This is a genomic window from Serratia inhibens, from assembly GCF_003591175.1.
Classification (GTDB): domain Bacteria; phylum Pseudomonadota; class Gammaproteobacteria; order Enterobacterales; family Enterobacteriaceae; genus Serratia; species Serratia inhibens.
This window is the reverse complement of the sequence record NZ_QYYG01000001.1, coordinates 278021-302532: the sequence shown is the minus strand read 5'-3', so window position 1 is coordinate 302532 and position 24512 is coordinate 278021. Positions and strand designations below refer to the sequence as shown.

The 24512-nt window shown below is 56.4% G+C and carries 22 protein-coding genes and 3 pseudogenes; 4 read left to right on the top strand and 21 right to left on the bottom strand.

Going from position 1 to position 24512, the window contains the following annotated elements; genetic code table 11:
- Positions 1 to 27 precede the first annotated feature (27 nt).
- The 5 genes from D4100_RS01445 to D4100_RS01425 all read right to left on the bottom strand — a co-directional run bounded on the left by D4100_RS01445 (position 28) and on the right by D4100_RS01425 (position 4816).
- Positions 28 to 1470 (bottom strand): GGDEF domain-containing protein, encoded by a 1443-nt coding sequence (locus D4100_RS01445; RefSeq protein WP_119802702.1) that lies wholly within the window; start codon positions 1468 to 1470, stop codon positions 28 to 30.
- A gap of 331 nt (positions 1471 to 1801) precedes the next feature.
- Positions 1802 to 2263 carry a GNAT family N-acetyltransferase gene (locus D4100_RS01440; protein WP_006316969.1) on the bottom strand — a complete coding sequence of 154 codons (462 nt, stop codon included), beginning with the start codon at positions 2261 to 2263 and terminating at the stop codon, positions 1802 to 1804.
- Positions 2264 to 2355: 92 nt separating this feature from the next.
- A complete protein-coding gene (locus D4100_RS01435; RefSeq protein WP_006316972.1) occupies positions 2356 to 3027 on the bottom strand; it encodes a methionine ABC transporter permease in 672 nt (223 codons plus the stop codon).
- Complete coding sequence (locus tag D4100_RS01430; protein ID WP_119802701.1) at positions 3024 to 4004, bottom strand: methionine ABC transporter ATP-binding protein; 981 nt, start codon at positions 4002 to 4004, stop codon at positions 3024 to 3026. Before D4100_RS01430 ends, D4100_RS01435 begins: the two co-directional genes overlap by 4 nt.
- Positions 4004 to 4816: a MetQ/NlpA family ABC transporter substrate-binding protein gene (locus D4100_RS01425; RefSeq protein ID WP_006316975.1), complete on the bottom strand. Its 813-nt coding sequence runs from the start codon at positions 4814 to 4816 to the stop codon at positions 4004 to 4006. The genes D4100_RS01430 and D4100_RS01425 overlap by 1 nt, the downstream gene beginning before the upstream one ends.
- A gap of 247 nt (positions 4817 to 5063) precedes the next feature.
- On the opposite strand from D4100_RS01425, the gene D4100_RS01420 reads away from it, so the two are divergent.
- Together D4100_RS01420 and D4100_RS01415 are read left to right on the top strand one after the other, a co-directional pair.
- A complete protein-coding gene (locus D4100_RS01420) occupies positions 5064 to 6575 on the top strand; it encodes an FGGY-family carbohydrate kinase (protein ID WP_119802700.1) in 1512 nt (503 codons plus the stop codon).
- Positions 6572 to 7600, top strand: a complete 1029-nt coding sequence (locus D4100_RS01415) for a 2-hydroxyacid dehydrogenase (RefSeq protein WP_006316988.1) — start codon at positions 6572 to 6574, stop codon at positions 7598 to 7600. The genes D4100_RS01420 and D4100_RS01415 overlap by 4 nt, the downstream gene beginning before the upstream one ends.
- Here the strand turns inward: D4100_RS01415 and D4100_RS01410 are convergent.
- From D4100_RS01410 to D4100_RS01345, 13 genes and pseudogenes are all read right to left on the bottom strand, one after another.
- Positions 7597 to 7797 (bottom strand): annotated as a pseudogene (locus D4100_RS01410) (PfkB family carbohydrate kinase); the annotation flags it as partial. The gene D4100_RS01415 and the pseudogene D4100_RS01410 overlap by 4 nt on opposite strands.
- A 198-nt stretch (positions 7798 to 7995) precedes the next feature.
- The gene (locus tag D4100_RS01400) at positions 7996 to 8685 is read right to left on the bottom strand and encodes a hypothetical protein (RefSeq protein WP_119802699.1); all 690 of its coding nucleotides are present in this window, start codon (positions 8683 to 8685) and stop codon (positions 7996 to 7998) included.
- 269 nt (positions 8686 to 8954) lie between these two features.
- Positions 8955 to 9080 (bottom strand): annotated as a pseudogene (locus D4100_RS01395) (kinase); the annotation flags it as partial.
- Positions 9067 to 10050 (bottom strand): ABC transporter permease, encoded by a 984-nt coding sequence (locus D4100_RS01390; RefSeq protein WP_006316992.1) that lies wholly within the window; start codon positions 10048 to 10050, stop codon positions 9067 to 9069. The pseudogene D4100_RS01395 and the gene D4100_RS01390, both read right to left, overlap by 14 nt.
- The gene (locus D4100_RS01385) at positions 10047 to 11063 is read right to left on the bottom strand and encodes an ABC transporter permease (protein ID WP_119802698.1); all 1017 of its coding nucleotides are present in this window, start codon (positions 11061 to 11063) and stop codon (positions 10047 to 10049) included. Before D4100_RS01385 ends, D4100_RS01390 begins: the two co-directional genes overlap by 4 nt.
- Positions 11060 to 12625 carry a sugar ABC transporter ATP-binding protein gene (locus D4100_RS01380; RefSeq protein ID WP_119802697.1) on the bottom strand — a complete coding sequence of 522 codons (1566 nt, stop codon included), beginning with the start codon at positions 12623 to 12625 and terminating at the stop codon, positions 11060 to 11062. Before D4100_RS01380 ends, D4100_RS01385 begins: the two co-directional genes overlap by 4 nt.
- Positions 12626 to 12629: 4 nt before the next feature.
- On the bottom strand, positions 12630 to 13601 hold the full coding sequence (locus D4100_RS01375; protein ID WP_006316995.1) for a sugar ABC transporter substrate-binding protein: 972 nt from the start codon (positions 13599 to 13601) through the stop codon (positions 12630 to 12632).
- Positions 13602 to 13791: 190 nt separating this feature from the next.
- A complete protein-coding gene (locus tag D4100_RS01370) occupies positions 13792 to 15465 on the bottom strand; it encodes a glycoside hydrolase family 13 protein (RefSeq protein ID WP_119802696.1) in 1674 nt (557 codons plus the stop codon).
- A 21-nt stretch (positions 15466 to 15486) separates the two neighbouring features.
- The gene (locus D4100_RS01365) at positions 15487 to 16602 is read right to left on the bottom strand and encodes an ABC transporter ATP-binding protein (protein ID WP_119802694.1); all 1116 of its coding nucleotides are present in this window, start codon (positions 16600 to 16602) and stop codon (positions 15487 to 15489) included.
- Between the two features lie 63 nt (positions 16603 to 16665).
- Positions 16666 to 18027, bottom strand: coding sequence for a family 4 glycosyl hydrolase (locus tag D4100_RS01360; protein WP_119802692.1), 1362 nt, complete (start codon positions 18025 to 18027; stop codon positions 16666 to 16668).
- A gap of 32 nt (positions 18028 to 18059) precedes the next feature.
- Entirely contained in the window at positions 18060 to 18905 is an 846-nt protein-coding gene (locus tag D4100_RS01355; RefSeq protein WP_119802690.1) for a carbohydrate ABC transporter permease, read from the bottom strand.
- Positions 18902 to 19894 carry a carbohydrate ABC transporter permease gene (locus tag D4100_RS01350; protein WP_119802688.1) on the bottom strand — a complete coding sequence of 331 codons (993 nt, stop codon included), beginning with the start codon at positions 19892 to 19894 and terminating at the stop codon, positions 18902 to 18904. Before D4100_RS01350 ends, D4100_RS01355 begins: the two co-directional genes overlap by 4 nt.
- Positions 19895 to 19936: 42 nt before the next feature.
- Positions 19937 to 21202 (bottom strand): ABC transporter substrate-binding protein, encoded by a 1266-nt coding sequence (locus tag D4100_RS01345; RefSeq protein WP_119802686.1) that lies wholly within the window; start codon positions 21200 to 21202, stop codon positions 19937 to 19939.
- 123 nt (positions 21203 to 21325) lie between these two features.
- Between D4100_RS01345 and D4100_RS01340 the strand changes: the two genes are divergently transcribed.
- Positions 21326 to 22261 carry a LysR family transcriptional regulator gene (locus D4100_RS01340; RefSeq protein WP_006318272.1) on the top strand — a complete coding sequence of 312 codons (936 nt, stop codon included), beginning with the start codon at positions 21326 to 21328 and terminating at the stop codon, positions 22259 to 22261.
- Here D4100_RS01340 and D4100_RS01335 read toward each other — a convergent pair whose 3' ends face one another.
- The 3 genes and pseudogenes from D4100_RS01335 to D4100_RS01320 form a co-directional block, all read right to left on the bottom strand.
- Entirely contained in the window at positions 22262 to 22531 is a 270-nt protein-coding gene (locus tag D4100_RS01335) for a PTS sugar transporter subunit IIB (protein WP_119802684.1), read from the bottom strand.
- Between the two features lie 234 nt (positions 22532 to 22765).
- A complete protein-coding gene (locus tag D4100_RS01325; protein WP_119802680.1) occupies positions 22766 to 23518 on the bottom strand; it encodes a hypothetical protein in 753 nt (250 codons plus the stop codon).
- A gap of 81 nt (positions 23519 to 23599) precedes the next feature.
- Positions 23600 to 23680: pseudogene (locus D4100_RS01320) on the bottom strand (N-acetylmuramoyl-L-alanine amidase); the annotation flags it as partial.
- A gap of 604 nt (positions 23681 to 24284) precedes the next feature.
- Between D4100_RS01320 and D4100_RS25720 the strand changes: the two are divergent.
- On the top strand, positions 24285 to 24461 hold the full coding sequence (locus D4100_RS25720; protein WP_006318269.1) for a YdgH/BhsA/McbA family protein: 177 nt from the start codon (positions 24285 to 24287) through the stop codon (positions 24459 to 24461).
- Positions 24462 to 24512: the final 51 nt, after the last annotated feature.

Sequence of the window (24512 nt, the reverse complement as noted above, 5' to 3'; positions counted from 1 at the left end):
TCAACCATGAACGGCAAGCTGCGGGTTTCAGCGGTCGCTGTAAATCAGTGGGGATATTTCTGGCGTGGCGACCCGGTTGCGGCCGCTGTTTTTGGCTTTATAGACGGCCATGTCGGCGATTTTCAACAGATTATCGAGATTTTGCTCCGTACCGCCGATGCAGGTAACCATGCCGATGCTGACGGTGATTTGCAGATGATTGCCTGCAGGCATGGCGATCGATTCGATTTCCACCCGCCGGCGCAGACGTTCGGCCAGATACACCGCATCTTGCTGGCGCTCGATAAGCGCAACGATCGCGAATTCCTCCCCGCCCATGCGGCCAAACAGATCGGAGTCGCGCAGGTCGCCGGTAATGGCGCGGGTAAAGGAAATCAGTGCGGCGTCACCGCCGGAGTGCCCAAAGCGATCGTTGATGGATTTGAAGTAGTCGATGTCCAGCATCATGACGCACACCTGCTCGCCTTTTTGGCTGAGCAACCGCGAGCCGCGCTGCATAAAGGCATTACGCGTCAGCACGTGGGTCAGCGCGTCATGGTTCGCCACGTGTTCCAACTGCCGCAACAGCGCATTGCGGGCGAAATTCATGCTGGCGATCGCAATCGGCCCCAGAGCCAACAGCGCTACTCCGAGCCGCATCGACACGGTGTTCTGCAGCGCCTGCATATCGACGTTAATGGCGATCAAACCCAAATCAATGGCCAGATGGCACCATAAAACGTAGATCAGCACCACCACCAGGGTGGTGAACAGTGAAAACGACATCGCCAGCCACAACAGGATCGGCATCGGGAAAATCACGGCGCCAGGCCCGCCAATCAGGATACTGCCAACGCAAGCCAGCAATAACAGGATCAGAACCGCCAGTTTTCTGCCGGTGTGATACCACGCGTGCCGCCGGGTAATGCCCTGAGCTATACCGCGCAGGTAAGCTCGCCAATCCGCAGGAAAGGCCAGAATAAACGGCATCAGCGTAATGTAATTGGTAAACTCCGAAGACATCCACAGCGCCAGGGCGGGGAAATACTCGCGATCGAACAGCAGCACCGAGGCCAAGGCACCTATTACTCCGGTGGCGGCGGCGCTGGCCAGACAAATGGCAAACAGATAAACGCTGGCTGAGGTGCGTTCCAGCGTTCTGACCTGCGGCGGCAAACGCTTAAACAACTGATACCCCACCGCGACACCGGCAATATTGGCGCCGTTCAGCAACAGGGCTTTGTCGAGTGTGCTGCCGGTGATCAGATCCGCCGTCAAATACCCCAACATCGCCATCAGCCAACCCAGACGGCTGACAAGGGCCGGATAACGAACGAACACCGCCAGCAACACCGCATTGCTCGGCCAAAATGCCGCCAGAAAGCCAATGGGCCGGCTCTCGATACCGAAGATACAGGCGGCGAACACCAGTACAAAGACGGTGAGCGCAGGCTGTAATTTTGTGGTGTCAGGTGACTGGGTGGTGTGCATCTTGCTTCCAGAGCGTTCGAAGAATACGGGTAAAATCCTGCCAACATGATGAGGGGCGACAACCGATTCATCATACCTGAGGATACGCGCGAAAAACGCGTGATTCGATCACCTGTTAATTGAAGATTTGCCAATATATTAATAGATCAACTGTAGCGTCAAATCGCGCTTTGCACCTGCCTTCCAGCACGCATACCGCAAAGCAGGTCAAGGGCATGGGCAATTTGCAGCTAACGGGGGGGAGCCACACAGCCTGAGCCTGTGGCCATGATGTTTGGACCTTTGGCGCCGTTATCAACGGCGCCTTGTTGTGGCAGATTTTTTCGTAATTTCAAAGCACCTTTCGGTACATCACAAAACCGGGTCTGTCCGCCAGCTTGTCGTACAACCTTATGGCGTTAAGGTTGGTTTCATGCGTATTCCAATAGACCCGCGGCAAAGCGAGACTCTCGGCCCGCGCATAGACGGCATTAATCAATGCCTTCGCGACGCCTTTTCCCCGGGCCGCTTCATCGGTAAACAGATCTTGCAGATAACAGTTGGGTTGGATCTGAATAGTGCTGCGGTGCAACAGATAATGTGTCAGCCCCACCAACTTGCCGTCGTCTTCCGCCACCAACGCATGCATAGGTTCATAGGCGTCAAAAAAACGCGACCAGGTGGTTTGCGTCACCTCATCCGGCAATGCCGTAGCGCCCTGGCGACCATAAAACGCATTGTATCCCTGCCACAATAGATTCCATGCAGCAAAATCTCGCGTTTCAAGTTCCCTGATTTTAATGGCTCCGCTCATGCTTTCCTCTATAACCCGATGATTATCAGCATGTAGCTTAGTCCGTACTGCAATATTGCGCTAAGTCGGTGCGCACCAAATGATAAAGCCTCTTAACGCCGATGCGCCAGCGAACGGACCAGACGATCGCCCAGGGTTTGTACGCCCTGCACCAGAATTACCAGAATAATCACCGTCGCGATCATCACCTGATTGTTGAAGCGTTGATAGCCATAACGGATCGCCAGATCGCCTAATCCGCCACCGCCGATCACGCCGGCCATGGAAGAAAAACCAATCAACATCACCACCGTCAGCGTCAACCCGGCCAACAGCGTCGGCAAGGCTTCCGGCAGCAGCACTTTAAAAATGACGTGGCGCACATTGCCGCCCATCGACAAAATCGCCTCGATCCGCCCTTTTTCCACCTCATCCAGCGCCGACTCGACGATGCGCGCAAAGAACGGAAAAGCGCCAATGGTGATCGGCACTACCGCTGCGGAACTGCCTAACGTGGTGCCGATAATCAGCCTGGTTAACGGGATCAAGGCAATCAACAGCACCACAAACGGCAGCGATCGCCCCAGATTGACGATAGCGCCCAGCGCGCCATTGAGGCGCGGTGCGGGCAATATGCCCTGCTTGCGGGTGATAAACAGCACCACGCCAAGCGGCAGACCGATCAATAAGGTAAACAGCGATGCCAGCGCCACCATATACAAGGTTTCGCCGGTGGCGTTCAGCACCAGCGCCAGAAGATCTTCCCAGGGCAATTGGTTTCTCATAGCAGTTCGGCCCTCACGCCCCGTTGATTGAGGAACGCCACCACCTCCGCCAGCGGCAAGCCGCCCTGCGGCGATCGCAATCCCACACGGAAACGGCCGACACTCTGGCCGGCAATCAGTTCAACGCCCCCACCCAGCAGCGTAACGTCCACCGCATGGCGCTGCGCCAGTTCACTGAGCACCGGCGAGGCGCGCACGCTGTCGAAAAATGTCAGCTCCGCCACCTGGGTTTCCGCTTCTACCGGCGTCAGGCAACCCGGCAACAGCGCCTGCCCGAGGGAGGATGCCGGGTCTGCCAACAGCTCGCCAATCGGCCCCCATTCAACCACCCGCCCGGCGGCCAGTAGCGCAGCATGGTCACAAATGGCCTTGACCACGCCCAGTTCGTGGGTGATCAGCACAATGGTTAATCCCAACTGGCGGTTGATGTCTTTTAACAAGGCAAGAATAGAAGCGGTAGTTTCCGGATCCAGCGCGCTGGTCGCTTCATCGGACAGCAAATAGTCTGGCCGGGCTGCCAGCGCCCGGGCGATGCCGACGCGCTGTTTCTGCCCGCCGGAAAGCTGAGAAGGAAAAGCTCGCGCCTTGTCGTTCAACCCGACCAGATCGAGCAATTCACCGGCGCGGCGAATACGTTCCGCACGCGGCACGCCGGCGATCTCCAGCGGCACCGTGATGTTATCCCGGACGTTGCGGGCATGCAGCAGATTGAACCCCTGAAATATCATGCCGATACGTTGGCGCTGGCGCCGCAGTTCAGGTTCGCTCAGTTGGGTCAGATCGCGCCCGTCCATCAAAATGCGGCCCGTGCTGGGTCGCTCCAGCAAATTAAGGCAGCGGATCAGGGTGCTCTTGCCTGCGCCGCTGCGGCCGATAATGCCGAACACCGAGCCGTCGTTAATGGTAAGCGACACCTGCTCCAGCGCAGGCGGTTCACCGGTGCCGTAGCTTTTACCGAGCCGTTCTACGACAATCATCAGCCCGCATCCGCAGGTGTCACGGGGATCACCGAGCCCTGATATTTTTGCCGAATAAATTTGGCCACTTCCGGCGACTGCAAATCTTTGGCCAGTTGTTTGATGCGCGGATCGTTCTCCAGTTGCGGCGTAGTGACCAGAATATTGGCATACGGATTATTTTTCGGGCTTTCCAGCCCCAGCGCGTCCTTGGCTGGCGTAAGCCCCGCCTCCAGCGCATAGTTGCCGTTAATCACCGCCAAATCGACGTCATCCAATGCACGCGGGATCTGCGGCGATTCAATCTCCAGTATCTTGAGGTGTTTGGGGTTACCGGCGATGTCTTTTGGCGTTGCCTGATCCCTGGACGGATCGTTAAAACCGGCTTTCAGGGTAATCAGCTCTTGTGCCTGCAGCAGGTACAGCGCCCGGCTCAGGTTGGTGACGTTATTCGGCACCGCCACCTTGGCGTTGTCCGGTATCTCGCTCAGCTTTTTATACTTGCTCGAGTAAATGCCCAGCGGTTCGATATGCACGCTGGCCGCCACGGCAAATTTTGTGCCCAGCGCCTGTTCCTGCGAATGCAGATAAGGCAGGTGCTGGAAGTAGTTGGCATCCACGTCGCCGTGCGCCAACAGTTCATTGGAATTCACGCCGTTACTGATCTCAATCACCTTCAGTTTCAGCTGTGGATCAATTTTCTGCACGTAGGCCAGGATCTCCGCATGGGGCACCGGATCGGCCGCCACCCGCAGCGGTTCCGCCGCCAGCAGAGAGGCCGGTAGCGCCAGCGCCGTCAGCAGCGCCAAGCGGGAAATTGTCGTTTTAAACATGGTCACCCCCAATGAAAGATCAAAACTCTGCGCCGATTAAGAACCGTACATTCTTATTTATGGTTATTTGATGCCATAAAGTAATAAAAAACTAGCACCGAGCCTTCGCACGCCACCAATACCATTCCGTTATAAGGTATTAATAATCATAATCTTATTAATGAATTAGCTTTCCCGGAAATGGCATATGGGATCCTTTCCTTCATTGCTACGCTGGCAATCTCGTTCCCCACAGGCTGGCGCTCCCATGGATTATTATCTCGGCATCGACATAGGCACTTCGAAGATCAAATCGGTTTTATTCGACGAGCAGTTTAATCAATGCCAGGTCGCCAGCGCCGACAACCTGACCGAAGTGCCGTTCCCCGGCTATGCCGAGCAAGATATGGAACAGTTGTGGCGCAATGTGGTCACGACATTGCGAGCGCTGGCCGACTCGCCCTTGTTGCAACAAGGGCGTATCCGCGCCATTGGCCTCTCGGGCCAGGGCGAAGGCGCCTGGCTGGTCGATGCCGCAGGGCACCCGGTCCGCAAGGCCATTTTATGGAGCGACACCCGCAGCGCGCCGTTGGTGGCACGTTTAAAGCAGCAGCCGGAACGGGAAGAAAGGCTGTTTCGGCAAACCGGGACCCGCCTGCTGCCGTGCAACAGTTCGCTGATCCTGAAATGGTTGGCGGAAAATCAACCCGACGCGCTAAGTAATGCGCGCTATTTTTTCTTCGCCAAAGACTGGATCCGCTATCGCCTCACCGGTGCGGCACACCTTGAGTTGACGGATACCGGCACCTCGCTGCTGGATCTTCACAGCGAAACGCTCTCCAACGAGGTTTTGACAACGCTGGGACTGCAGGCTCTTCGCCCGCTGTTCCCGCCGCTGCTGCGCCCTGGCCAACGCGCCGGAGAGATCACGGAACAGGCGGCGGCTGTCACCGGGCTGGCGGCGGGCATTCCAGTGTGCGCCGGGGCGCTGGATGTGTCGGCGGCAGCGCTGGGCATTGGTGCCGTGAATCATGACGACGTATACACCCTGTTGGGCACCAGCTGCTGCACCGGCATTGTCTGCGACAGCCTGGCGCGGGTCAGCCCGAAGACGCGCTTTGTCGCCCATGCGCAGCAAGGACGTTATATCAACCTGTTCGCCATGCAGGCGGGCACGCCGAATCTGGACTGGGCGGTTCGTGAGCTGGGCGGCGATGGCGATCTCGAGCGTATTGGCGAGCAGATCGCTGCCATTCCCGCCGGCAGCGGCGGCGTGCTCTATCAGCCCTATCTGAACGGTGAGCGGGCGCCTTTTTACAGCCAGGCGGCCCGCGCAGGTTTTTTCGGCATCGGTCAGCATACCGGCAATCTGCACCTGCTGCGGGCGGTGTTTGAAGGGCTGGCGTTCGCCATTAAAGACTCGCTGCATGATTACCCGCCGCAGGGCGATCTTTACCTTGCCGGCGGCGGAGCCGCTTCGGCCGTCTGGTTGCAGATCATCGCCGATTGCACCGGCCGGCGAGTGATTACCAGCCGGGTGAAAGAGCTGAGCGCGCGAGGTGTGGCTATTTTGGCGGCGCAAAGCATCGGAGTGACGGTGTCACATGAAGTGCTTGTTCAGGCCGAAAACCGCCGGCTATTTATTCCCGATCCGGCCAATCAGCAGATCTATCAGGCGCTCTACCCACTGTTCCGCCAGTTACGCCTTCAGCTTGAACCGCTGTGGCAGAGCCGGGAGCAAATACTCAATGCCCTTAACGCAGGAAGCCCCGCACCATGAAAACCCTCTTTACCGCCGAATACGCCGGCTCGCTTGATGATTTCCGCCAATTGGGCGAACTGGTCATTCGCGGTTGGGCGGCCGGCGAAAGCAAGCTGACCGAAGACGCGCTGATTGATCTGGCCCATGACGCCAGCTTTATCATCACCAGCTACGACGATATTACCGCCCGGGTGATCGACGCCTGCCCGCAGTTGAAACTGATTGCCTGCACCCGTGCCAATCCGGTCAATATTGACCTGCAGGCCGCCGCACGGCGCAATATTCCGGTGATCTACACCCCCGGCCGCAATTCGGACGCTGCGGCGGAACTGACGCTGGCGTTGATGCTGAGCCTGGCCCGCCATATTCCCCAGGCCCACGCAGCGCTCAAGCGTGGTGAATTCACCCGCGAACAACCGCACGCGGCGGTGGCCAAAGAGGGTCTGCGCAGCGATGTGGTGTGGGACGTGGATAAGTCCAGCCCCTATGAAGTATTTAAAGGCAGCGAACTGCGCAACAAAACGCTGGGCATCGTCGGTTACGGCAGCATTGGCCAACGCGTCGGCCGCATTGCCCGGGCTTTCGGCATGCGGCTGTTGGTGGCGGACCCTTACGTTTCCGCCGTGGAAATTAACGAACCGGGCATTGAGAAAACCACGCTGGAACGGCTGTTCAGCGACGCCGATTTTATCAGCCTGCACCTGAAGGCGACGCCGCAAACCGATGGGCTGATTGGTCGTGAATTGTTTAACCGCATGAAACCCAATGCGCTGTTTATCAATACCTCGCGTGCGGCGGTGGTGATTGAAGAAGATCTGATTACCGCCCTGCGGGAGAAACGGTTGGCCGGCGCTGCGCTGGACGTGTACGCCAGCGAGCCTGTTTACCGCCGGCATCCGTTTATCACCGAATTCGACAACGTGGTGATCACGCCGCATATCGCCGGCGCCACGCGGGAGACGCTGGTCAAACATACCGAGATGATCGCACAGGACATACAACGCTATCTCAAAGGCGAGCCGCTACTCTACGTCTGGCGCTAAGCGCTGTACGGCGTTTGCTGCATAAACCGCCGGGTGTGTTCCCAGTCGATCACGCCGGCGTCCGATCCCAACCCACCGGCAACCAGCCCAGCCACCGCCGTAGCCAGCAGGCAGGCTTCCGGTACCGCCAGCCCACGGCTTAGCCCGGCGATAAACCCACCGCAGTAGCTGTCGCCGCAGCCGGTGGTGTCTACGACCTCAAACTGACCCCTTAATATATTTTTTACGAGAAAGTAAAACTTCATCTTCGATTATTTCATTTTGGTGGGCAGCTTTACTTATATTAAAAATAAGTCCATCTACGACCAGTCGGCGTCGATATCGACGCCGACCGTGCGTAATCAGCGTTTACTACCGTTCTTTTGCTGCGCATTAAGGTTGGTTTGCCCGTCGCATCATTTACCTTTTGGAATGTCATCTTTATTATGAATATCAAAATGAATTTTTGTAATAGGTACATCTCCTTCCATGACGAGATATAAATCTTTTAATATATTTAAATTTACCTCTATTTTTGATTCATTTGACATGGTGAAGTTTGAAACTTCCACAATAGTTGAAGAGCAATCCAATAAAAATGAACCAATTGCAATATACTCAAAACTTTTCGTATCACGAAAGTAAATTGCGCAAGTTATTGGTTCTGACTGCTTGAGTAAATGAACATATCCATCATCTGTAACTCCACTTATAAAACCTTGTCTTACCTCACCTAATTCATGAAATTTAATTATTATTTCTAGTTTTTTCATTAATTCCCGATCGCCTTCATGGCTAATTTTTATAGTCGTTACAATATCATGTTTTATACTGATTCCTAAATATCCGACGTATTCATCTAAATTATAATCAATATTAGGAAGAGTGGCATGATCTCCACTTTCAAAATGATAATGGCGATAGGTATCTTTAGTAAGTTCTTTAGAAAGTATTGCATTTACAGCAGAGGGGACTTTAAGTGATTTTGGCTTGAATCCTTTCTCGCATCGATTTGCATATACTCCTTCGAATGTATATTTTTTTCCTTCAAAATTTGGTAATTCAAAAGCCAGAATCTGGTTATCAAAAAAACAAACGTCTTCCATATGTGTTATCTCTTTAATTAATTAAATATCGGAAGTATCCGCTATTTTTGTACTAAAAAGCAGGAAAGATATTACTTTGTTAATGTAACTAATGTTTATATAATGCATGTTCTTATATTAGTCAATGTTCTTTAGTTTTTTTATAATTTGATGATGGATTTTTGTATACCCGCTAGTGATTAACGTGGACATCTTTATGTCGTAGAAACAGCCAACTTTTCTTTTACCTAACCAAAGTGCTGAGAGAAATTGGCCGTATTGAGTGAACCGCCCGCCGGGTTCAGCCGGATCTGCTCAATAAACTGCACGCCACCGCCTGCCGGGATAGCGCTCACGGGCCGCCCCGCGATATCGAGCAAGGTTAAACCGACAAATACCGCATCATATTGACTCACTGCCGGCCTCCGCCTGTTGCGTTTGTTTTAACCGGCTTTGGATAAAGGACAGTGCTAGCGCCACCACCAGGATCACGCCGGTCAGCGCGTCTTTCACCATAAAATTCAGTCCCATCAGGTTCAGACCGTTCGCCACCATGCCCAGGAACAGCACGCCAACCAGCGTACCCGGCACGTTGGGGCGCCCCTGCGGATGAAACGCGGTGCCGATAAACACCGCTGCGATAGCGTCCAGCAAATAGGCCTGTCCGGCCAGCGGGGTAAACTGGCGCAGGTTGGCCGAAAGGATCACGCCGCCCAGCGCGCAGGTCATGCCTGAGGCGATCAACAGCCAGCACAGGTAACGACCATTGCGGATCCCCACCGCGCGGGCCGCCTGCGGGTTCAGGCCGATGGCATGAATGCGCTTGCCGAAGATGGTGCGCTCGAAAAACAGAAAGTAGCCCAGCAGCAGTACGGCAGCGATAACTATCGGTAACGGCACGCCGCCGAGATTGCCCACCGCCAGATCGTGATACTGCTGCGCCATGCGGCGGTAGGCTATCGATCCCCCGCCATCGGTATAAATGCGTTCGATGCTGCTGCCGATGAAAAAGGTGCCAAGCGTCGCCAAAAAGGGCTTAACCCGGAAGTAAACGATCAACAACGCATTGAGTACGCCAACCAGCGCACCGCCGGCCAACGCGGCGACTATCGCCATTTGCCAACTGAGCTGATATTGCTTCAGGGCGATCAACGCAAAGGCGGCGCCGAAATCCAATGCGACGCCCACCGACAGGTCAACGCCACCGGCGGTCACCACCAGCGTCATGGCCAGCGCGACAATCAGCAATATTGCGTTACCCTGTAACAAGTTACTGAGATTACCCAGGCTGTAAAACACGCTACTGCCCCAGGAGAAAAACAGGAAAAACACGATGACAATCAGCATAAAGCCGTAGCGAATCAGCAGTTTGTTCAATGCCTTCATGAGTTTGCCCCCCGGCGTTGCCTGGCAGCGGCGGCCAGTACCAGCAGGATCAAACCGCCTTTGATCGCCCCGACCCAAAAGATGTCTACCCGCAACAGCGCCAATCCATTCGACAAGGCATTAACCAGCAAGGCCCCCAGCAGCGCCCCCCAGATGGTCACAACTCGTCGGCGCGAGAAGGCCGCGCCAATAAAAGTCGCCAGTACCATTTCCAACAGTAAAGGCTCTTCACTGCCGGGCGAACTGCCCGAGCCGCGAGCCACCAGGGCAAAGGCCGCCAAACCGGCCGCCGCAGCCGCCAGCAGATAAGATCCCATCACCAGCGGTTTGACGCGCAGGCCGGAGATTTCCGCCGCCTCGCGGTTACCGCCCGCCGCCTGCAACTGCATGCCCCAACGGGTGTGATGCAGCACCCAGCCAAACAGCGCCATTGCGGCGAGCATTAGCCACACCATCAGCGGCAACCCCAGCCAGGTGTCGTCACGCAGTGCGACAATGGCCGCATCGCTGACGCTGATGCGCCGCTGTTGGGTGATCAGGTTGGCGATACCCACCACCGCCACCGAGCTGGCCAGCGTTGCCAACAACGGCGGCAACCCGACAACCACCACCAGCAAAGCATTGACGCCCCCCGCCAGCAGCGCCGCGCCAAACGCCAGCGCCGCCAGCCACAGATACCCGTCACCGCTGTGGGTCAGGCCGTTACTGATGATGGCCGCCGCCAACACGGCGATCGCCGGCAGGGAAATATCGATACCACCGGAAACCACGTCATCGCCGCCGCCGGTAATCACGCAGGTCAGGCCAAAACACAGTATCGCCAAGGGCACGCTTTGTTTGAGGATAGTGCTCAGATTCTGCCAACTGGTGAAATACGGCGCCTGCAGACAGAAAAACACCAGCAGCGCGGCAAACAGCAACAACGGAATTTTATCGACGATCTGCTCTCCGGGCGGCAGAAAACGGTGGCGGGAGGCCCCTGCCGCCACATTGCTCTCAGTCAGTTGGCTCATAGAACCGGCTCCTGTAATAAAGGGGATACCGTTGAACCGCCGCTGGTCAACGCCAGCAGCACGTCCTGCGTCAGCCCGGCGGTACGGACATTCGCGACTATCTCGCCGCGCAACATCACCAGAATGCGATCGCACAACCCAATCAGTTCGCTGCCGTCGCTGGACGACACCAGCACGCAGCGCCCTTCAGCCGCCTGGGCAGCCACCAGTTGGTAAATCTCTGCCTTGGCACCGATGTCTACGCCCAGGGTAGGTTCGTCGAGGATCAACAGTTGCGGGTTAGTCGCCAGCCAACGCGCCAGAATCGCCTTTTGCTGATTGCCGCCGCTTAACAAACGCACTGGCAATTGCAGATTGCGCGGGCGGATATCCAACTGCTCCGCCAGCGCTTTGGCGCGCAACCGGGCCTTTTTGCGCAGTTCCCAACCCGCGCGCGCCAACGCCCCGAGCGACGCCAGGTTAATGTTGTCCGCCACCGGCAAGGGCAACACCAAACCGGTATGGCGCCGGTCACGGGGCACCAGCGCCATCCCGGCGGCGATGGCCTGCGCCGGAGAGGCAATGCGTATCGGCTTACCGGCTATGCGTAGTTGCCCCTGCTTCAGTGGGCGTAATCCGTAGAGAGTGTCGACCAACGCTTCTCGTCCGGAGCCAAGCAGCCCGGCTACGCCGACTATCTCCCCCGGCGCCAGCTGCAAGCTGACACCGCGCAACTGTGTGCCGTCCGACAGGCATTCTGCGCTAAGCCAAGGCTCAGCCACCGCCCGCTGAGCCGGGCGCGGGGCAAACAGGCTGGTGATTTCGCGGCCGACCATCATCGGGATCATGCGCGCGATATCGCCATCGCCCAATTGTTGTAGGGTGCCGACGTTGCGCCCATTGCGAAACACCGTGACACGGTCACAAATCTGGGCGATTTCCGTTAGATAGTGAGAGACATAAATAATGGCGATGCCGCGCTGTTTCAGGCGAGCGATGGCGTTAAACAGCAATTGCGACTCTCTGGCTTCAAGCGGCGCAGTAGGCTCGTCAAACACCACCAGTTGCGCCTGCCCGTCGATTAACGCCCGGGCTATCTGCACCAGCTTGCGTTCGGCAATGCTGAGATCGCGGATCAGCCGGTTACCGTCCAGGCGGGTGTCCAGCACCTGTAACAGAAATCGTTCCGCGTCATGGCGCATGCCGCGCTTGTCCAGCCCTAACCAGCGGTTACGCCGTTCCTGTCCGACATACACGGATTCCGCCACGGTAAAGTGCGGGATCAAATGCAGTTCCTGATGGATAAACCGCACCCCGGCCGCCCGAATCGCCGCCGGGGTGACGGAAGCCAGCCGCCGGCCGCCAATGCGGATCTCCCCGCCGTCTGGCGCATAAACCCCGGCGAGGATCTTGATCAAGGTGGATTTACCGGCGCCATTTTCGCCAATCAGGCCGTGAATCTCCCCTGGCAGCACCCGCAGTGAGGCACCGCTCAGCGCCTGGGTACCGGGAAAACGTTTCTCGATGCCAATCATTTCCAGGCCGCCCACGGCGGGAACAGCCTGCGTTTCCTCCTGGCTCATGGCGTTATTTCAGCTCGCCGTAGCCGAGCTGCTTGTACACCGCCTTCGCCTCTTCCGGCCCTTTCACCGGCAATACCGGCACAAAGGTTTGCGGTTGCAACTTCTCGCCGGCGAAATGGCGCGCCACATTATCCGCTGAAGTGGTGCCGATTAACCGCGGCTGTTGCGCCACGTTGGCGACCAACGGGCTACCCTTCTCCGCCATGATTTCCAGGGTTTCCGGCCCGGCGTCGATCGCCGTGACCTTAACGTCACCGGCGCGGCCACTCTCTTCCAGCGCCTGAACGATACCGATCGCCGGCTGATCCCAGCAGGCGACGTGAATCGCATCCAGCGTGCCTTTCGGGTGTTGGCTCAGTAGTTCGAGGGTTTTCTTGCGCGCATCTTCCGGCGAGTTGGCGTATTGCTCGGCCAGCTCCGGTTGAATGATTTTGATGTCCGGATAATCTTTCAACACGTACTTCCACAGATCGTAGCGAATGCCGCAGATACGCAATGAGTTGGAGAAGGCGTTGAACACCGCCACATTGCCTTTGCCGCCCAGCGCCTCGGCGGTATAACGGCCGATGGTACTGCCGATGCTGTAGTTGTCAGAAGTGGTGTTGTTGATTGAATAAGGCGATACGTGGTCAACGGTGAATACCGGGATCCCGGCGGCGCGCAATGCTTTGAATTTAGGCTCGACGGCGCTGTCGCCCAAAATACTGATCACCGCATCCACCTTGCGCGCCAGCAGGATATCGTGATTGTCGGCATGCACCTGGTTATCGCGGCCGCCATCGACCGCCACCACTTTGCCACCCAGATGCTCCACTTCGTCGCTGGCACCTTTGAATGCTTCGCGATCCCAAAAATGCTGCGTGCCGACTACCGCCACGCCAATGGTTTTCCCCTGCAGCGAAAGCGCTGCCTGGGTACCCTGAGCAGCGAAAACTGACAGTGCCAGCGCTGTGATTTTAATAAGTTTTTTTGTCATTTCTGTTATTACCCTGTTATTCATCCCCTGATGGAACGAACAAAAGCTAGCAACAGGCTATGGTAAAGCGAAATAACAAAACCGGTTATGGTTAGTTAAAAATCGGGATTGTTCCTTGCGATGAAAATGTGGCCGGTACAGCTCTCCTTTTACAAAAAGGTCCCGGCCGCAAAGTGGGTCGAATAAGCCTCTATGCCTGATAAATCCGCGCTTCATAAGGGCGCAACCGCTGCGGCTCTTCGCTCTGCGGGTAATTGCCCAACCGCAGTTGCCAACTGTTCAGTGCCAGAGATTCGGGATCAACCTGCTGCGGTTCGCCGCTCAGGTTGCACAGCACCAGCAGTTGCCGGTCATCCAGGGTGCGGGTATAGGCGTAAATATGCCGATGTTCAGCCAGCAATAATCGATAACGACCATACAGCAGCGCCGGGGTCTGTTTGCGTAGCCGAATCAGCGCGCGGTAGAAATTCAGCACCGAGTCCGGCTCCTCACTTTGGCGCGCCACGTTGATATCGCGGTAGTTGGCGTTAAGCGCAAACCAGGGCGTTGCGGCGCTAAAGCCGCCGTTAGGCCCGTCGTTCCACGGCATTGGCGTGCGCGAGTTATCACGCGAACTGCGGCTCAGCGTCGCCAGGATCCGATCCTCATCCATTCCCTGTCGGCGCAGCTCGGCAGCACGATTTTTGGTGGCGACGTCGTTAAAGTCATCCAGGCAGCCGAAATGGGTGTTGGTCATGCCCAATTCCTGCCCCTGATAAATAAACGGCGTTCCCTGCATCAGAAAATACAGCGCGGCTATGGCCGTAGCGCTTTCGCGTTGGTAGCGCCCGTCGTCCCCCCATTTCGATACCACGCGCGGAATATCGTGGTTCTCGACGTACAGCGCGTTCCAGCCCTTACCCTCCAATAGCGTCTGCCAGCGAGTGAATATGCTTTTCAGGCCGATAACATCCAGCCCGGCATCCGGCGCCTGCTGGTTGGCGGTTTCCCACAGCTTGACGTGCTCGAACTGGAAAATCATGTTCAACCTGCCATGCCGTTCCCCCACCCAGTCCTCACCCTGTTCCGCCGAGGCGCCGTTCATTTCCCCCACCGTCATGATGTCGTAGCGGTTAAACACCTGTTCGCACATCTCATCAACGTAATCCAGCAGCCCGTCGTAGTTGAGATGCCGTTCGAACGACGGCACGTAACGCAACCCCAGCGGGTTCGGCATGTCGCTCAGCCCGGGTTGTTTTTTCATATGGCAGATGGCGTCGATGCGGAAACCGTCGATGCCCTTGTCCAGCCACCAACGCATCATGTCATACAGCGCTGCGCGCACCTGCGGGTTCTCCCAGTTCAGATCCGGCTGGCGCTCAGAAAACAGATGCAGGAAGTATTGTTCGCTGCCGGGGTGATACTTCCAGGCCGAGCCGTTGAAAATGCTCTCCCAGTTATTGGGTTCCGCGCCGTTTTTGCCGTCGCGCCAAATATACCAGTCGCGCCTGGCGCTGGATTTTGATGAACAGGATTCAATAAACCACGGATGTTCGTCCGACGTGTGGTTCACCACCAGATCGAGTATCAGCCGCATGCCGCGCGCATGCGCCTCCGCCAGTAGGCGATCAAAATCCGCCATGGTGCCAAATTCGCTCATAATCGCCTGATAGTCGCTGATATCGTAGCCATTATCGTCGTTTGGCGAGCGGTACATCGGGCAGATCCACAGGGCGTCTACGCCCAGCCACTGCAAATAGTCCAGCCGCGCGGTAATGCCGTTCAGATCGCCAATGCCGTCACCGTTGGAGTCCATAAAGCTGCGCGGGTAGATTTGATAAACCACCGCCTCTTTCCACCATCGCGCCGTTTGCGCACCGCTCATGTCATGCTTCCTTATCATCGGTTAATGTGCCTGTTCGGACGCCAGAATACGTGGGAAAGCGCGGCCCTGGCGGTCAAACAGATAACAACACTCTACCGGCAGGCGCACGCCGACGGTTTCTCCGGCCTGAATGGTCGAGCGTTCGGGATTGCGCAGCACCCAGGGTTCCGCCACGTTGCCGTTATCCAGATAGAGGTAGGTTTCGTTGCCCATATGCTCGACGAACATCACCTCGCCCTGAAACTCGCACTGCGCCTGTTCACCGCCGCGAATATGCTCCGGACGAATGCCTACGTTGACGCTCTGGCCTTCCGCCGCCACCGGCGTGGCGATCGGCAGCACCAGCGCTTTGCCGTTGTCCAGCTCCACCACGCTCTGCCGCTCACCGGCGCGCCGCAGAATGGCCGGGATCAGGTTCATTTTCGGCGAGCCGATAAACTGCGCGACAAATTCATTGGCCGGCTGGTCGTAAAGCTCCAGCGGCGTTCCCACCTGCTCGATATGCCCTTTGTTGAGCACCACGATGCGGTCGGCCAGCGTCATGGCTTCGACCTGATCGTGAGTCACGTAAATAATGGTCGAACCCAGACGTTTATGCAGCGAAGCCACCTCCATGCGCATTTGTACGCGCAGCGATGCATCAAGGTTGGACAAGGGTTCATCGAACAAAAACAGCTTCGGTTCGCGCACTATGGCGCGGCCAATCGCCACCCGCTGGCGTTGCCCGCCGGACAAATCCTTCGGACGCCGCTCCAGCAAGGGTTCAAGCTGCAAAATGCGGGCGCTTTCGCGCACCCGGCTGTCGATCTCCTCCGCCGAATGACCGGCCAGCTCCAGCGCGAACGCCATGTTTTTGTAGACGCTCATGTGCGGATAAAGCGCGTAGGACTGGAACACCATGCCGATACCGCGCTCGGCCGGCGTATCGTCATTGACGTAGTTGCCATCGATATACATGCCGCCGCCGCTGATCTCCTCCAGCCCGGCAATCATGCGCAGCAACGTCGACTTGCCGCAGCCGGAGGGCCCGACGATCACCACGAACTCCCCGCTGTTGATCTGCAGATCCAGCGACTTGATCACCTCTGCGTTTGCGCCATAGCGTTTTTGCAGTTTTTCCAGCGTTAATTGCGCCATATTCCTCCCGAACCCCAGGTAGTTGCATTCAACGGGGCGCAAGCACGCGCCCCGCCATCCGGCTTATTTCAGGTAATCGAGCCACGGCCCCTGGCGTGAGATCATCACGTCCACCAGTTCCGGTATCGCGCGGCATTTATCGTTGACCGAATCTACCAGCAGCGCCTGGATAACCAGGTCGCGCGAGCCTTCAATCACCGCGTCGGCGGTCAGATCGTGAATCGCAATCTGATTGCTCAGCAGGCCGCCGATGCCCGCAGGCATGTCGACCTTGATGCCATGCACACCCTTGCGGTCGATAATCGCCGGGACTTCAACGGCAATAAACGCCGGCAGTTGCTTGATAAAACCTCGGTTCGGAATGTTGACCGCAGACTCTTCATAACCGGAGTCGGTAAGGATCCCTTCCATGATCGGCACTACGCGTTCTTTCAGCTTCAGTTCGATTTTCGGCTGCACCTGCCCCAGATAGTTGCGGTAGAAGGTGTAGAAATCGAGGATACCGCGGTGATCGCTGACCTCGCTGGCCCAGCGGATGTACTCGCCAAAGTGGCTGTCGCCGGTGATCGGCAGATGGTGAAACTTCTCCAGGATCTCTTTGAACAGCGTGCGGTCCGCCCACGGATAGGCGCTGTCTTTACCGCCCAACGCATCGCGCTCGGTGCTGCCTTCGGTCTCCACCAGTTTGCCGTGATTGCGGGTGTAGGCCAGAATGTCGCTGTAGCCCGGCAGGCGCGAGAAATAGTCCGGTGCCTTGGCGCGTACGTCGGGGTAAGCGTCTTTGCCGCTGTCTTTATAGCTGGCCTCCAGCAACACGCTGAAGTGGTTTAACCCGCCAGCGCGCAGAGTGAGATTGTCGAAGGAGGTGCCGAGCATTTCCGGCAGATAGCGCTCCAGTGAGGCGATTTCATGGCACATGCCGACAAAATTGAGCTGCGGGAAGCGGCGGTGCACGGTGGTGCAAATGCGGCTCATCGGGTTCGAATAGTTGAATACCCAGGCGTTCGGGCAAATGTCCGCCACGTCGGCGCAGATGTCGAGGATCGGTGGAATGATCCGCAGCGAGTGGAACAGCCCGCCGGGGCCACCGTTCTCGCCATACACCTGCTGAATGCCGTACTGCTGCGGGATCTGCCAGTCGAGATCCCACAGCGCAAAGCGGTCGCCCACTTCAATGGAGATAATCACGAACTCCGCTCCGCTCAGCGCGGTTTTGCGATCTGTGGTGGCGCTGACGGTAAACGGCAGATCTTCCGTGGCCAGGAAATCACGGGCGGTTTTCTCGGTCACTGCCAGCGCGGTCGGGTTGATGTCATGCAGCACGATTTCACTGCCGTACAGCGTCTTGCTCTGGAAGATGTCGCCCAGGGTACCGTAGCCGAATTGCGCGCTGCCTGCGCCCACTAAAACGATTTTTGTAGCCATTGCATTTCTCCTGCTTCAGGGTTAATCGAAAATCAGCCTTTTACTGCGCCGTTGGTTAATCCGCTGACGATGCGGCGCTGGAAGATCAGAACCAGCACGATGATCGGCAGTGTGACGATGACCGAGGCCGCCATGATGGTGCCCCAGGGGAGTTCGAACTGAGAGGCGCCCTGCAGCATGCCGATCGCCACCGGCACGGTGCGCTTGCCGCTGGAGATGACAAACGTCAGGGCGAACATGAATTCATTCCAGGCGCCGATAAACGCCAGCAACCCGGTGGTCACCAGCGACGGCCCCATGATGGGCGCGAAGATGCGGGTAATGATGGTCCAGGTATTGGCACCGTCGACGATCGCCGCCTCTTCCAGCTCCGCCGGGATCGACTTCATAAAGGTGGTCAGCACCCAGACGGTAAACGGCAGCGAAAAGGTGGTGTAGGACAGCACCAACGCCCCCAGCGAATCGTACAGCCCCATAAAGCGCACCAGTTCGAACATGCCGGACAGCACCGCTACCTGGGGGAACATCGAGACGCACAAAATGGTGAACAGCAGATATTTGCGGCCGCGAAAACTGATGCGCGCCAGCGCGAAAGCGGCGGTAATCGACACCAGCAGGCAGATGCCCACCGTCAACGTCGCCACGACGATCGAGTTCAACAAGCTGCGTGCGATGCCGTTATCCATCAACGCCGTCAGATAATTGCCCCAGTGTGGCGTTCCCGGCAGGTAAGCGACCTGGAACAGGCTGCCCCCCGAACGCAGCGAGGTGATCAGCGCGTAGTAAAAGGGAAACAAACAGATGACGCTGGCCAGCGCGGCGCCGGCGAAAATCAGCGCCTTATGGCCATATTTTTGCTGTTGGCGAGTCAGTTTCATGCGCGTTTCTCCTTGTCATTCAGGCGGCTCAGCGTGAGGAAACAGGCGGCGATACCGGCCACCATCATGAACACCAGCACCGAAGCGGCCGAGCCGGAGCCCATTTCCTGATAGCTGACCATGCGGTCGCGGGCATAACCGGACACCGAGATGGTGGCTTCACTGTTGGAGGTCAGCACATAGATCAGGTCGAATACCCGCAGTGCATCCATCACCCGGAAAATCAGTGCAACTATCATCGCCGGCATGATTAAAGGCAAAGTGATGCGCCGGAACCGCTGCCAGGCGTTAGCCCCATCCACCCGCGCAGCTTCGTACAGATCGCCGGGGATAAGCTGCAACGCGGCCAGCAGCATCAGCGCCATAAACGGCGTGGTTTTCCAGACGTCCGCAATCACCACCGCCCACATCGACAGCCCCGGCTCCGCGACCCAGGCCAGCGGCGCGGCGATAATCCCCGACTTGAGCAGCAGATCGTTCACCACGCCGTACTGATCGTGGAACATCCAGCCCCACATCTTGGCGGAGACAATGGTAGGAATCGCCCAGGGCACCAAAATGGCGGTGCGCACCAGCCCCTGGCCGCGAAATTTCTGGTTCATCAGCAGCGCCAGCAGCATGCCGAACACCAGTTCCAGCGATACCGACAGCAGGCTGAAACGCAGCGTATTGCCCACCGCCTGCCACCACTGCGGATCCGCCAGTACGCCGTACGAGTGGCCGCCCCCGGTCAGATCCAGATAGTTGGCGAAGCCGACAAAGCGGTATTCATCCGGTGCATCCAGCATGGCGTCGGTAAAGCTGTAAAACAGGGTGCGCAGCAGCGGCCAGCCGGCAACCGCCGCCAGCAGCAACATGGCCGGCGCTACCAACAGCCAGGCGATACGGCTGCGGCGCTGCCGGTGATTAAGCTTGCTGCGCCTGACCGGCTGCACTGCCGCCGGAGCGGGCGTGGCCGTCAGGGATAATGTGTGCGTATCGCGTTTCATGCATCAGACTCCGGGCCGTTAATGGGGGGAATTGCACTGCCTTCAACGCCATCCTCTGGCTTTAATCCGCTCCAGCCGCTGCTGTAAATCCGCCACTGCCGTGACACCGTCACTGTCACCGCGCAACACATTGAAGGTGGCGTTGTAGATGGCTTTCGAGACCTGCGCATACTGCCTTTTGGTCTGCGTCGCCGGGCGCGGCATCGCCTGCGAGAAAATACCTTTGAAATCCGACAGATACGGCGCCTGCGCCAACACCTTGGGATCGTCATACAGCGCGGTACGAGACGGCGCCCAGCCCATCAGCGCCAGCGCCTTTTTCTGCGATTCGGCGTCGCTGACGATTTTCAGCAGCGCTATCGCCGCCGTGGGGTTTTTGGTGTAGGCGCTGATCGCCCACTGCCAACCGCCCAGAGCGCTGACCGAGTTGCCGTCCGCACCCTTTGGCAGCGGCAACACGCCGACCTTGCCTTTGATTGCACTGCTGCTGTCCTGCGCCAGTACATAGGCATAGGGCCAGTTGCGCATAAACAGCGCGTCGCCGTTCTGGAATACCGCGCGGGATTCTTCCTCCATGTAACCCAACACACCCTTTGGCGAGATAGTACCGATCCAGCCGGCGGCCCTGTTCAACGCCTGCGCCGCCTGCGGGTTATTGATGGTGATGTTGCCGTTGGCGTCGATAAACCCTCCGCCGTTCTGCGAGGCCACCCATTCCAGCGCGTTGCAGGTCAGCCCTTCGTAGGATTTACCCTGGAACACCAGCCCCCAGAAATTCTTATGGCCCGCCTGCCGTTCACCCTGCTGAATGCGGGTAGCGATGCGCGTCAGTTCATCCCAGGTGACCGGCGGCTGTTCGCCGTACTTTTCCAACAGATCTTTGCGGTAATAGAGCGCGCCGGTGTCCAGATAAGCCGGCACCGCCTTGACCCGCCCATTGACTACGTTGTTCTGCCAGGCGGCGGGGAAAAAATCCTGCCGGATATCGCTCACGCTGTCGGTCAGATCCAACAGGTGTTTGTTCAACACGCCGATCCACACGGTATCGGCCTGAAACAGATCAATGGCGCTGGAATCTTTGGCGGCAAACAACTGCTGAAACAGCGACAGTTTTTCGTCGGAGGCGCGGGGAAGATCGATAAACTCCAGGGTATGGCCGGTCTGAGCCTCAAAGCGCTGCTTAATCTCATTGCAGAACAGACGCCCTTCTTTGCTGGGCGCACATTCCATCCGCAAGGTATCGGCCAGCGCCTGGCCGGACATCAGCGCCAGTGCGGTAGCGACCATACTCGGTATCAATCTTCTCATTGCGTCCTCTCTGGTGGCGGCTGGGAATACCGGCATAAGAGCAAACTATCGAAGGCGGGCTATTGGCGGAAATCGTTTTTTGCCGCTAAGATATAGAAACTTTCTATACCAATAGCGGAAAACATGATCGTGGACAAAATTCTGCGGCAGTTTATCGAAGTAGCGATGTTCAAAAATGTGAGTCATGCAGCAAACAAGCTGTGCCTGAGCCAGCCGACGCTGACCCACAACATGAAGAAACTGGAAGAGAACCTGGGGGTGCAACTGCTGGAGCGCACTTCAACCGGGGTTAACACCACCGAATACGGCGATCTGCTGCTGGAACAGGCGCAGATGATGCAGCGCATTTATGACAACACGCTGATCAAGCTGGCGTTCATCAAGGCACGCCAGGAACAGAGCCTGCGCATGGGTACCGGCCACGCCTGGTGGTATATGTTCGTGCGCGACAGCTTTAATGCCTACCGCAGCCTGCACTCTACGGTGAATATTCATATCGATCTGGGTAACCACCTGCGCCTGATGGATCTGCTGCTGGGCGGGGATATCGATATGTTTATCGGTCATGAAATTCAGGGGTTGAACCCCAAGGCCGGCATCAGCTTTTTGCCGCTGTTCAGCACCACCGACAGCATGTTCGTCCGCAGCGGGCATCCGCTGGCAGGCCGGCAGGTTGGGCCGGACGAATTATTGGATTACCCCTGCGTGGAGCTGACGCCGGATGAAAGCCGCTATCAACATATGGTGGAAGACATGCAGCCGAAGAAAATGGCGCGTAACAGGCTACATCTGGCGGAACGGGTGATTTGCTCGACTAACTCGATGATGTCGGCGGTGGACATGATCAACGATTCTGACGCGGTGATGCTGGCTTATCCCACCTGCATGGCGGGTTATTTCGCCGACTACGGCATTGTGCCGCTGAAAACGACGCAGGAAAGCCTGCGTTGCACGGTGGGTATTTACCTGATGCGCGAAAAGGCAGATGCGCCCCACGTGGTGCAGATGCAGGCGTTAATGCATCAGCATCTGGAGCAGATCCGCCCTCTGTTGCTGTAGTTATTTCTCGCCGGTCACTGCGATCAACGCCTGATACAAGGGCCGGGCGTTGCCTGGCCCCACCACCAGTTGAAACTCGGGGGTTCGGCGCGACGTTTCCACCTCCAGCAACGCCTTAACCCCATCCAGTGCCTCAATCCCCGGCCGATCCAAACGGCTGCCATCGCGCAGTTCCGCCCTGATGCGGCTGGCGCAGTATCGCAGTTTGATCAGATTGTCCGCCCCGCCAAATGCCGCCAACACCGATGCCGCCAGCTCATGCTTTTCCATTATGCCTCCTGAGAGAGTTTGCCACATGCCGCTGCAGCATAGGGCCGCTCACCGGGCAAAGTGAAATTGATTTCAGCCGAGAGGATATAGAGTGAATCTATGGCGGACAAAAAACGGCAATCATTGATATCCCTGCGCCACCGGTAATACGTCGTTTTATTATCGAATTTGGTGACCGCCTGAACGGTCACCTTTCCCCCCATGACGTTTATACATAAATTTATACGTAATATCCTACTTCCACAGTCTTTCCTTTATTATTTCATAATGGTCATTTTTTAGATTCTCATATTTCCAAATAAATAACCCACCAAGATTAAAATCCAACACTTGGTCGATATAATAATTTAAATTCCAGTCAGTCAATCCCCTTGTTGTCAGGGCAAGGATACATTTCTTTTTTTCGGCACCATGCGATAACGTCCGTTTTAAAGCCGGAATGACATTGCCGAGAATATCCTCTTTACTCCACATCGCAGACGCATAGCAATAATGGATAAAACGGTCGCATTGGCCTGACAAGATGAGTTTTTTTATCTTTTCGTTTAAACTCACTCCGGTGCTTGTTTCAGGGTGGTTGTAAGAATAACCGGCAATAAAACCTAAACTCGTCTCTTTCTGACAGTTTTTGAGTAGTTTCATTGCTTCTATAACCAAATCCATATTCATATTGCATTCATCGTCAAAATCCACTCCGTCCCAACCCTGACTTTTGGTGGCCTCCGCGATCCTTGATACTTCCTCTTGATTAGAGGGTTTACCCTCAGGAGAACATCCACCTCCACCATATACCCAAAGCGTTTTCCCTTTAAATCCAGGACTGCCTGTAGGTTTATTTTGTTTTTCAGGGCTCCATCCTGGGTTCATGGATGTCCCCGTGGTTAACCCTTCAAGGTTAGTCACCATTCCATACATCATCACATCGAACTCTTTCCGTGATTCATTAAGCAGTGACTGACTCCACCCACCAATAATAAATTTATTCATAACGCATGCCTCCTTGTAAATTGCCTAACCTTCATGGTTTGTATTTCTCTACCAGCGCATACAGGATCGCGGTAGTTTCAGCGTCCATTTTATTACCAAAAAACGAACTCGGCGGTTAAATCCCTTCACTGAACGATAACTATTATAATCAACCTGATACATATAGATTCCTTTCATAAATAAAACGATGCAATCAGTTTGCTCAACTGAATCATTATACAAAGTTCACCAGATCACCTGGTGGTTATTATTTGTACAGCATTTTATGTATAGGTAAGAGTTGTTTCGTAAAGTTATATCATTGCTTAATTAAATGGCCCGGTCGCAAAGCGGGTTGAACAAGCCCCTATGCCTGATAAATCTGCGCCTCATAAGGGCCGACTCCTCGCTGTCCGGTCATTGTTGCCGGTCCCCCAAAGTGCAGATTGTGCCTCCTGAGAGCGTTTGCCGCATGCCGTTGCAGCATAAACACGGTCGCCGGGCAAGGGTTTCGGCCGGTAGGATATAGAGTGAATCTATGGCGGACAAAAAAACGGCAATCATTGATATCCCTGCGCCACCGGCAGCGCTATGGTAGGCCCTGAGTTCACAGAATAACCAGGGACCGCAGATGAACCGATTAATCTGGGCTATCGTTATATCATTACTGATCGTTTGCATGCTGCTCTACATAATGACCGGCGCCAAGGTCTGAAGCCCTGACACGACGATCAAAAAGGGTATCCGCGGTAATGCACGGCAGTGACATTGATTTCAGGAGAGTGAAATGAAAGCGATAATCCCTGCGCTGCTGATTTTTGTCCTTTCCGGTTGTTTCAGCGGCAGAGGCGGCCCACAAGACGTGCCGCCACCGCCGGCGCAAAACGATCCGCATACCTGCAATAATTCATCCGCCAGCGCCAACAGCGAATGTTCGCAATCGGTAGTGCCGCCAATGCATTAAGCGGCGGACTGGCGGGCCACCGATTAGTGCATCGGCCCGCCGCCCTCCCAG

Excerpts from the sequence above, each read along its gene's own strand:
- D4100_RS01385 (WP_119802698.1), bottom strand. The coding sequence starts at position 11,063 with ATGAGCCAACTGACTGAGAGCAATGTGGCGGCAGGGGCCTCCCGCCAC.
- D4100_RS01355 (WP_119802690.1), bottom strand. The coding sequence starts at position 18,905 with ATGAAACTGACTCGCCAACAGCAAAAATATGGCCATAAGGCGCTGATT.
- D4100_RS01350 (WP_119802688.1), bottom strand. The coding sequence starts at position 19,894 with ATGAAACGCGATACGCACACATTATCCCTGACGGCCACGCCCGCTCCG.
- D4100_RS01420 (WP_119802700.1), top strand. The coding sequence starts at position 5,064 with ATGGATTATTATCTCGGCATCGACATAGGCACTTCGAAGATCAAATCG.
- D4100_RS01325 (WP_119802680.1), bottom strand. The coding sequence starts at position 23,518 with ATGAATAAATTTATTATTGGTGGGTGGAGTCAGTCACTGCTTAATGAA.
- D4100_RS01340 (WP_006318272.1), top strand. The coding sequence starts at position 21,326 with ATGATCGTGGACAAAATTCTGCGGCAGTTTATCGAAGTAGCGATGTTC.
- D4100_RS01425 (WP_006316975.1), bottom strand. The coding sequence starts at position 4,816 with ATGTTTAAAACGACAATTTCCCGCTTGGCGCTGCTGACGGCGCTGGCG.
- D4100_RS01375 (WP_006316995.1), bottom strand. The coding sequence starts at position 13,601 with ATGACAAAAAAACTTATTAAAATCACAGCGCTGGCACTGTCAGTTTTC.
- D4100_RS01335 (WP_119802684.1), bottom strand. The coding sequence starts at position 22,531 with ATGGAAAAGCATGAGCTGGCGGCATCGGTGTTGGCGGCATTTGGCGGG.
- D4100_RS01390 (WP_006316992.1), bottom strand. The coding sequence starts at position 10,050 with ATGAAGGCATTGAACAAACTGCTGATTCGCTACGGCTTTATGCTGATT.
- D4100_RS01415 (WP_006316988.1), top strand. The coding sequence starts at position 6,572 with ATGAAAACCCTCTTTACCGCCGAATACGCCGGCTCGCTTGATGATTTC.
- D4100_RS25720 (WP_006318269.1), top strand. The coding sequence starts at position 24,285 with ATGAAAGCGATAATCCCTGCGCTGCTGATTTTTGTCCTTTCCGGTTGT.
- D4100_RS01360 (WP_119802692.1), bottom strand. The coding sequence starts at position 18,027 with ATGGCTACAAAAATCGTTTTAGTGGGCGCAGGCAGCGCGCAATTCGGC.
- D4100_RS01435 (WP_006316972.1), bottom strand. The coding sequence starts at position 3,027 with ATGAGAAACCAATTGCCCTGGGAAGATCTTCTGGCGCTGGTGCTGAAC.
- D4100_RS01345 (WP_119802686.1), bottom strand. The coding sequence starts at position 21,202 with ATGAGAAGATTGATACCGAGTATGGTCGCTACCGCACTGGCGCTGATG.
- D4100_RS01370 (WP_119802696.1), bottom strand. The coding sequence starts at position 15,465 with ATGAGCGGTGCGCAAACGGCGCGATGGTGGAAAGAGGCGGTGGTTTAT.
- D4100_RS01445 (WP_119802702.1), bottom strand. The coding sequence starts at position 1,470 with ATGCACACCACCCAGTCACCTGACACCACAAAATTACAGCCTGCGCTC.
- D4100_RS01440 (WP_006316969.1), bottom strand. The coding sequence starts at position 2,263 with ATGAGCGGAGCCATTAAAATCAGGGAACTTGAAACGCGAGATTTTGCT.
- D4100_RS01400 (WP_119802699.1), bottom strand. The coding sequence starts at position 8,685 with ATGGAAGACGTTTGTTTTTTTGATAACCAGATTCTGGCTTTTGAATTA.
- D4100_RS01365 (WP_119802694.1), bottom strand. The coding sequence starts at position 16,602 with ATGGCGCAATTAACGCTGGAAAAACTGCAAAAACGCTATGGCGCAAAC.
- D4100_RS01430 (WP_119802701.1), bottom strand. The coding sequence starts at position 4,004 with ATGATTGTCGTAGAACGGCTCGGTAAAAGCTACGGCACCGGTGAACCG.
- D4100_RS01380 (WP_119802697.1), bottom strand. The coding sequence starts at position 12,625 with ATGAGCCAGGAGGAAACGCAGGCTGTTCCCGCCGTGGGCGGCCTGGAA.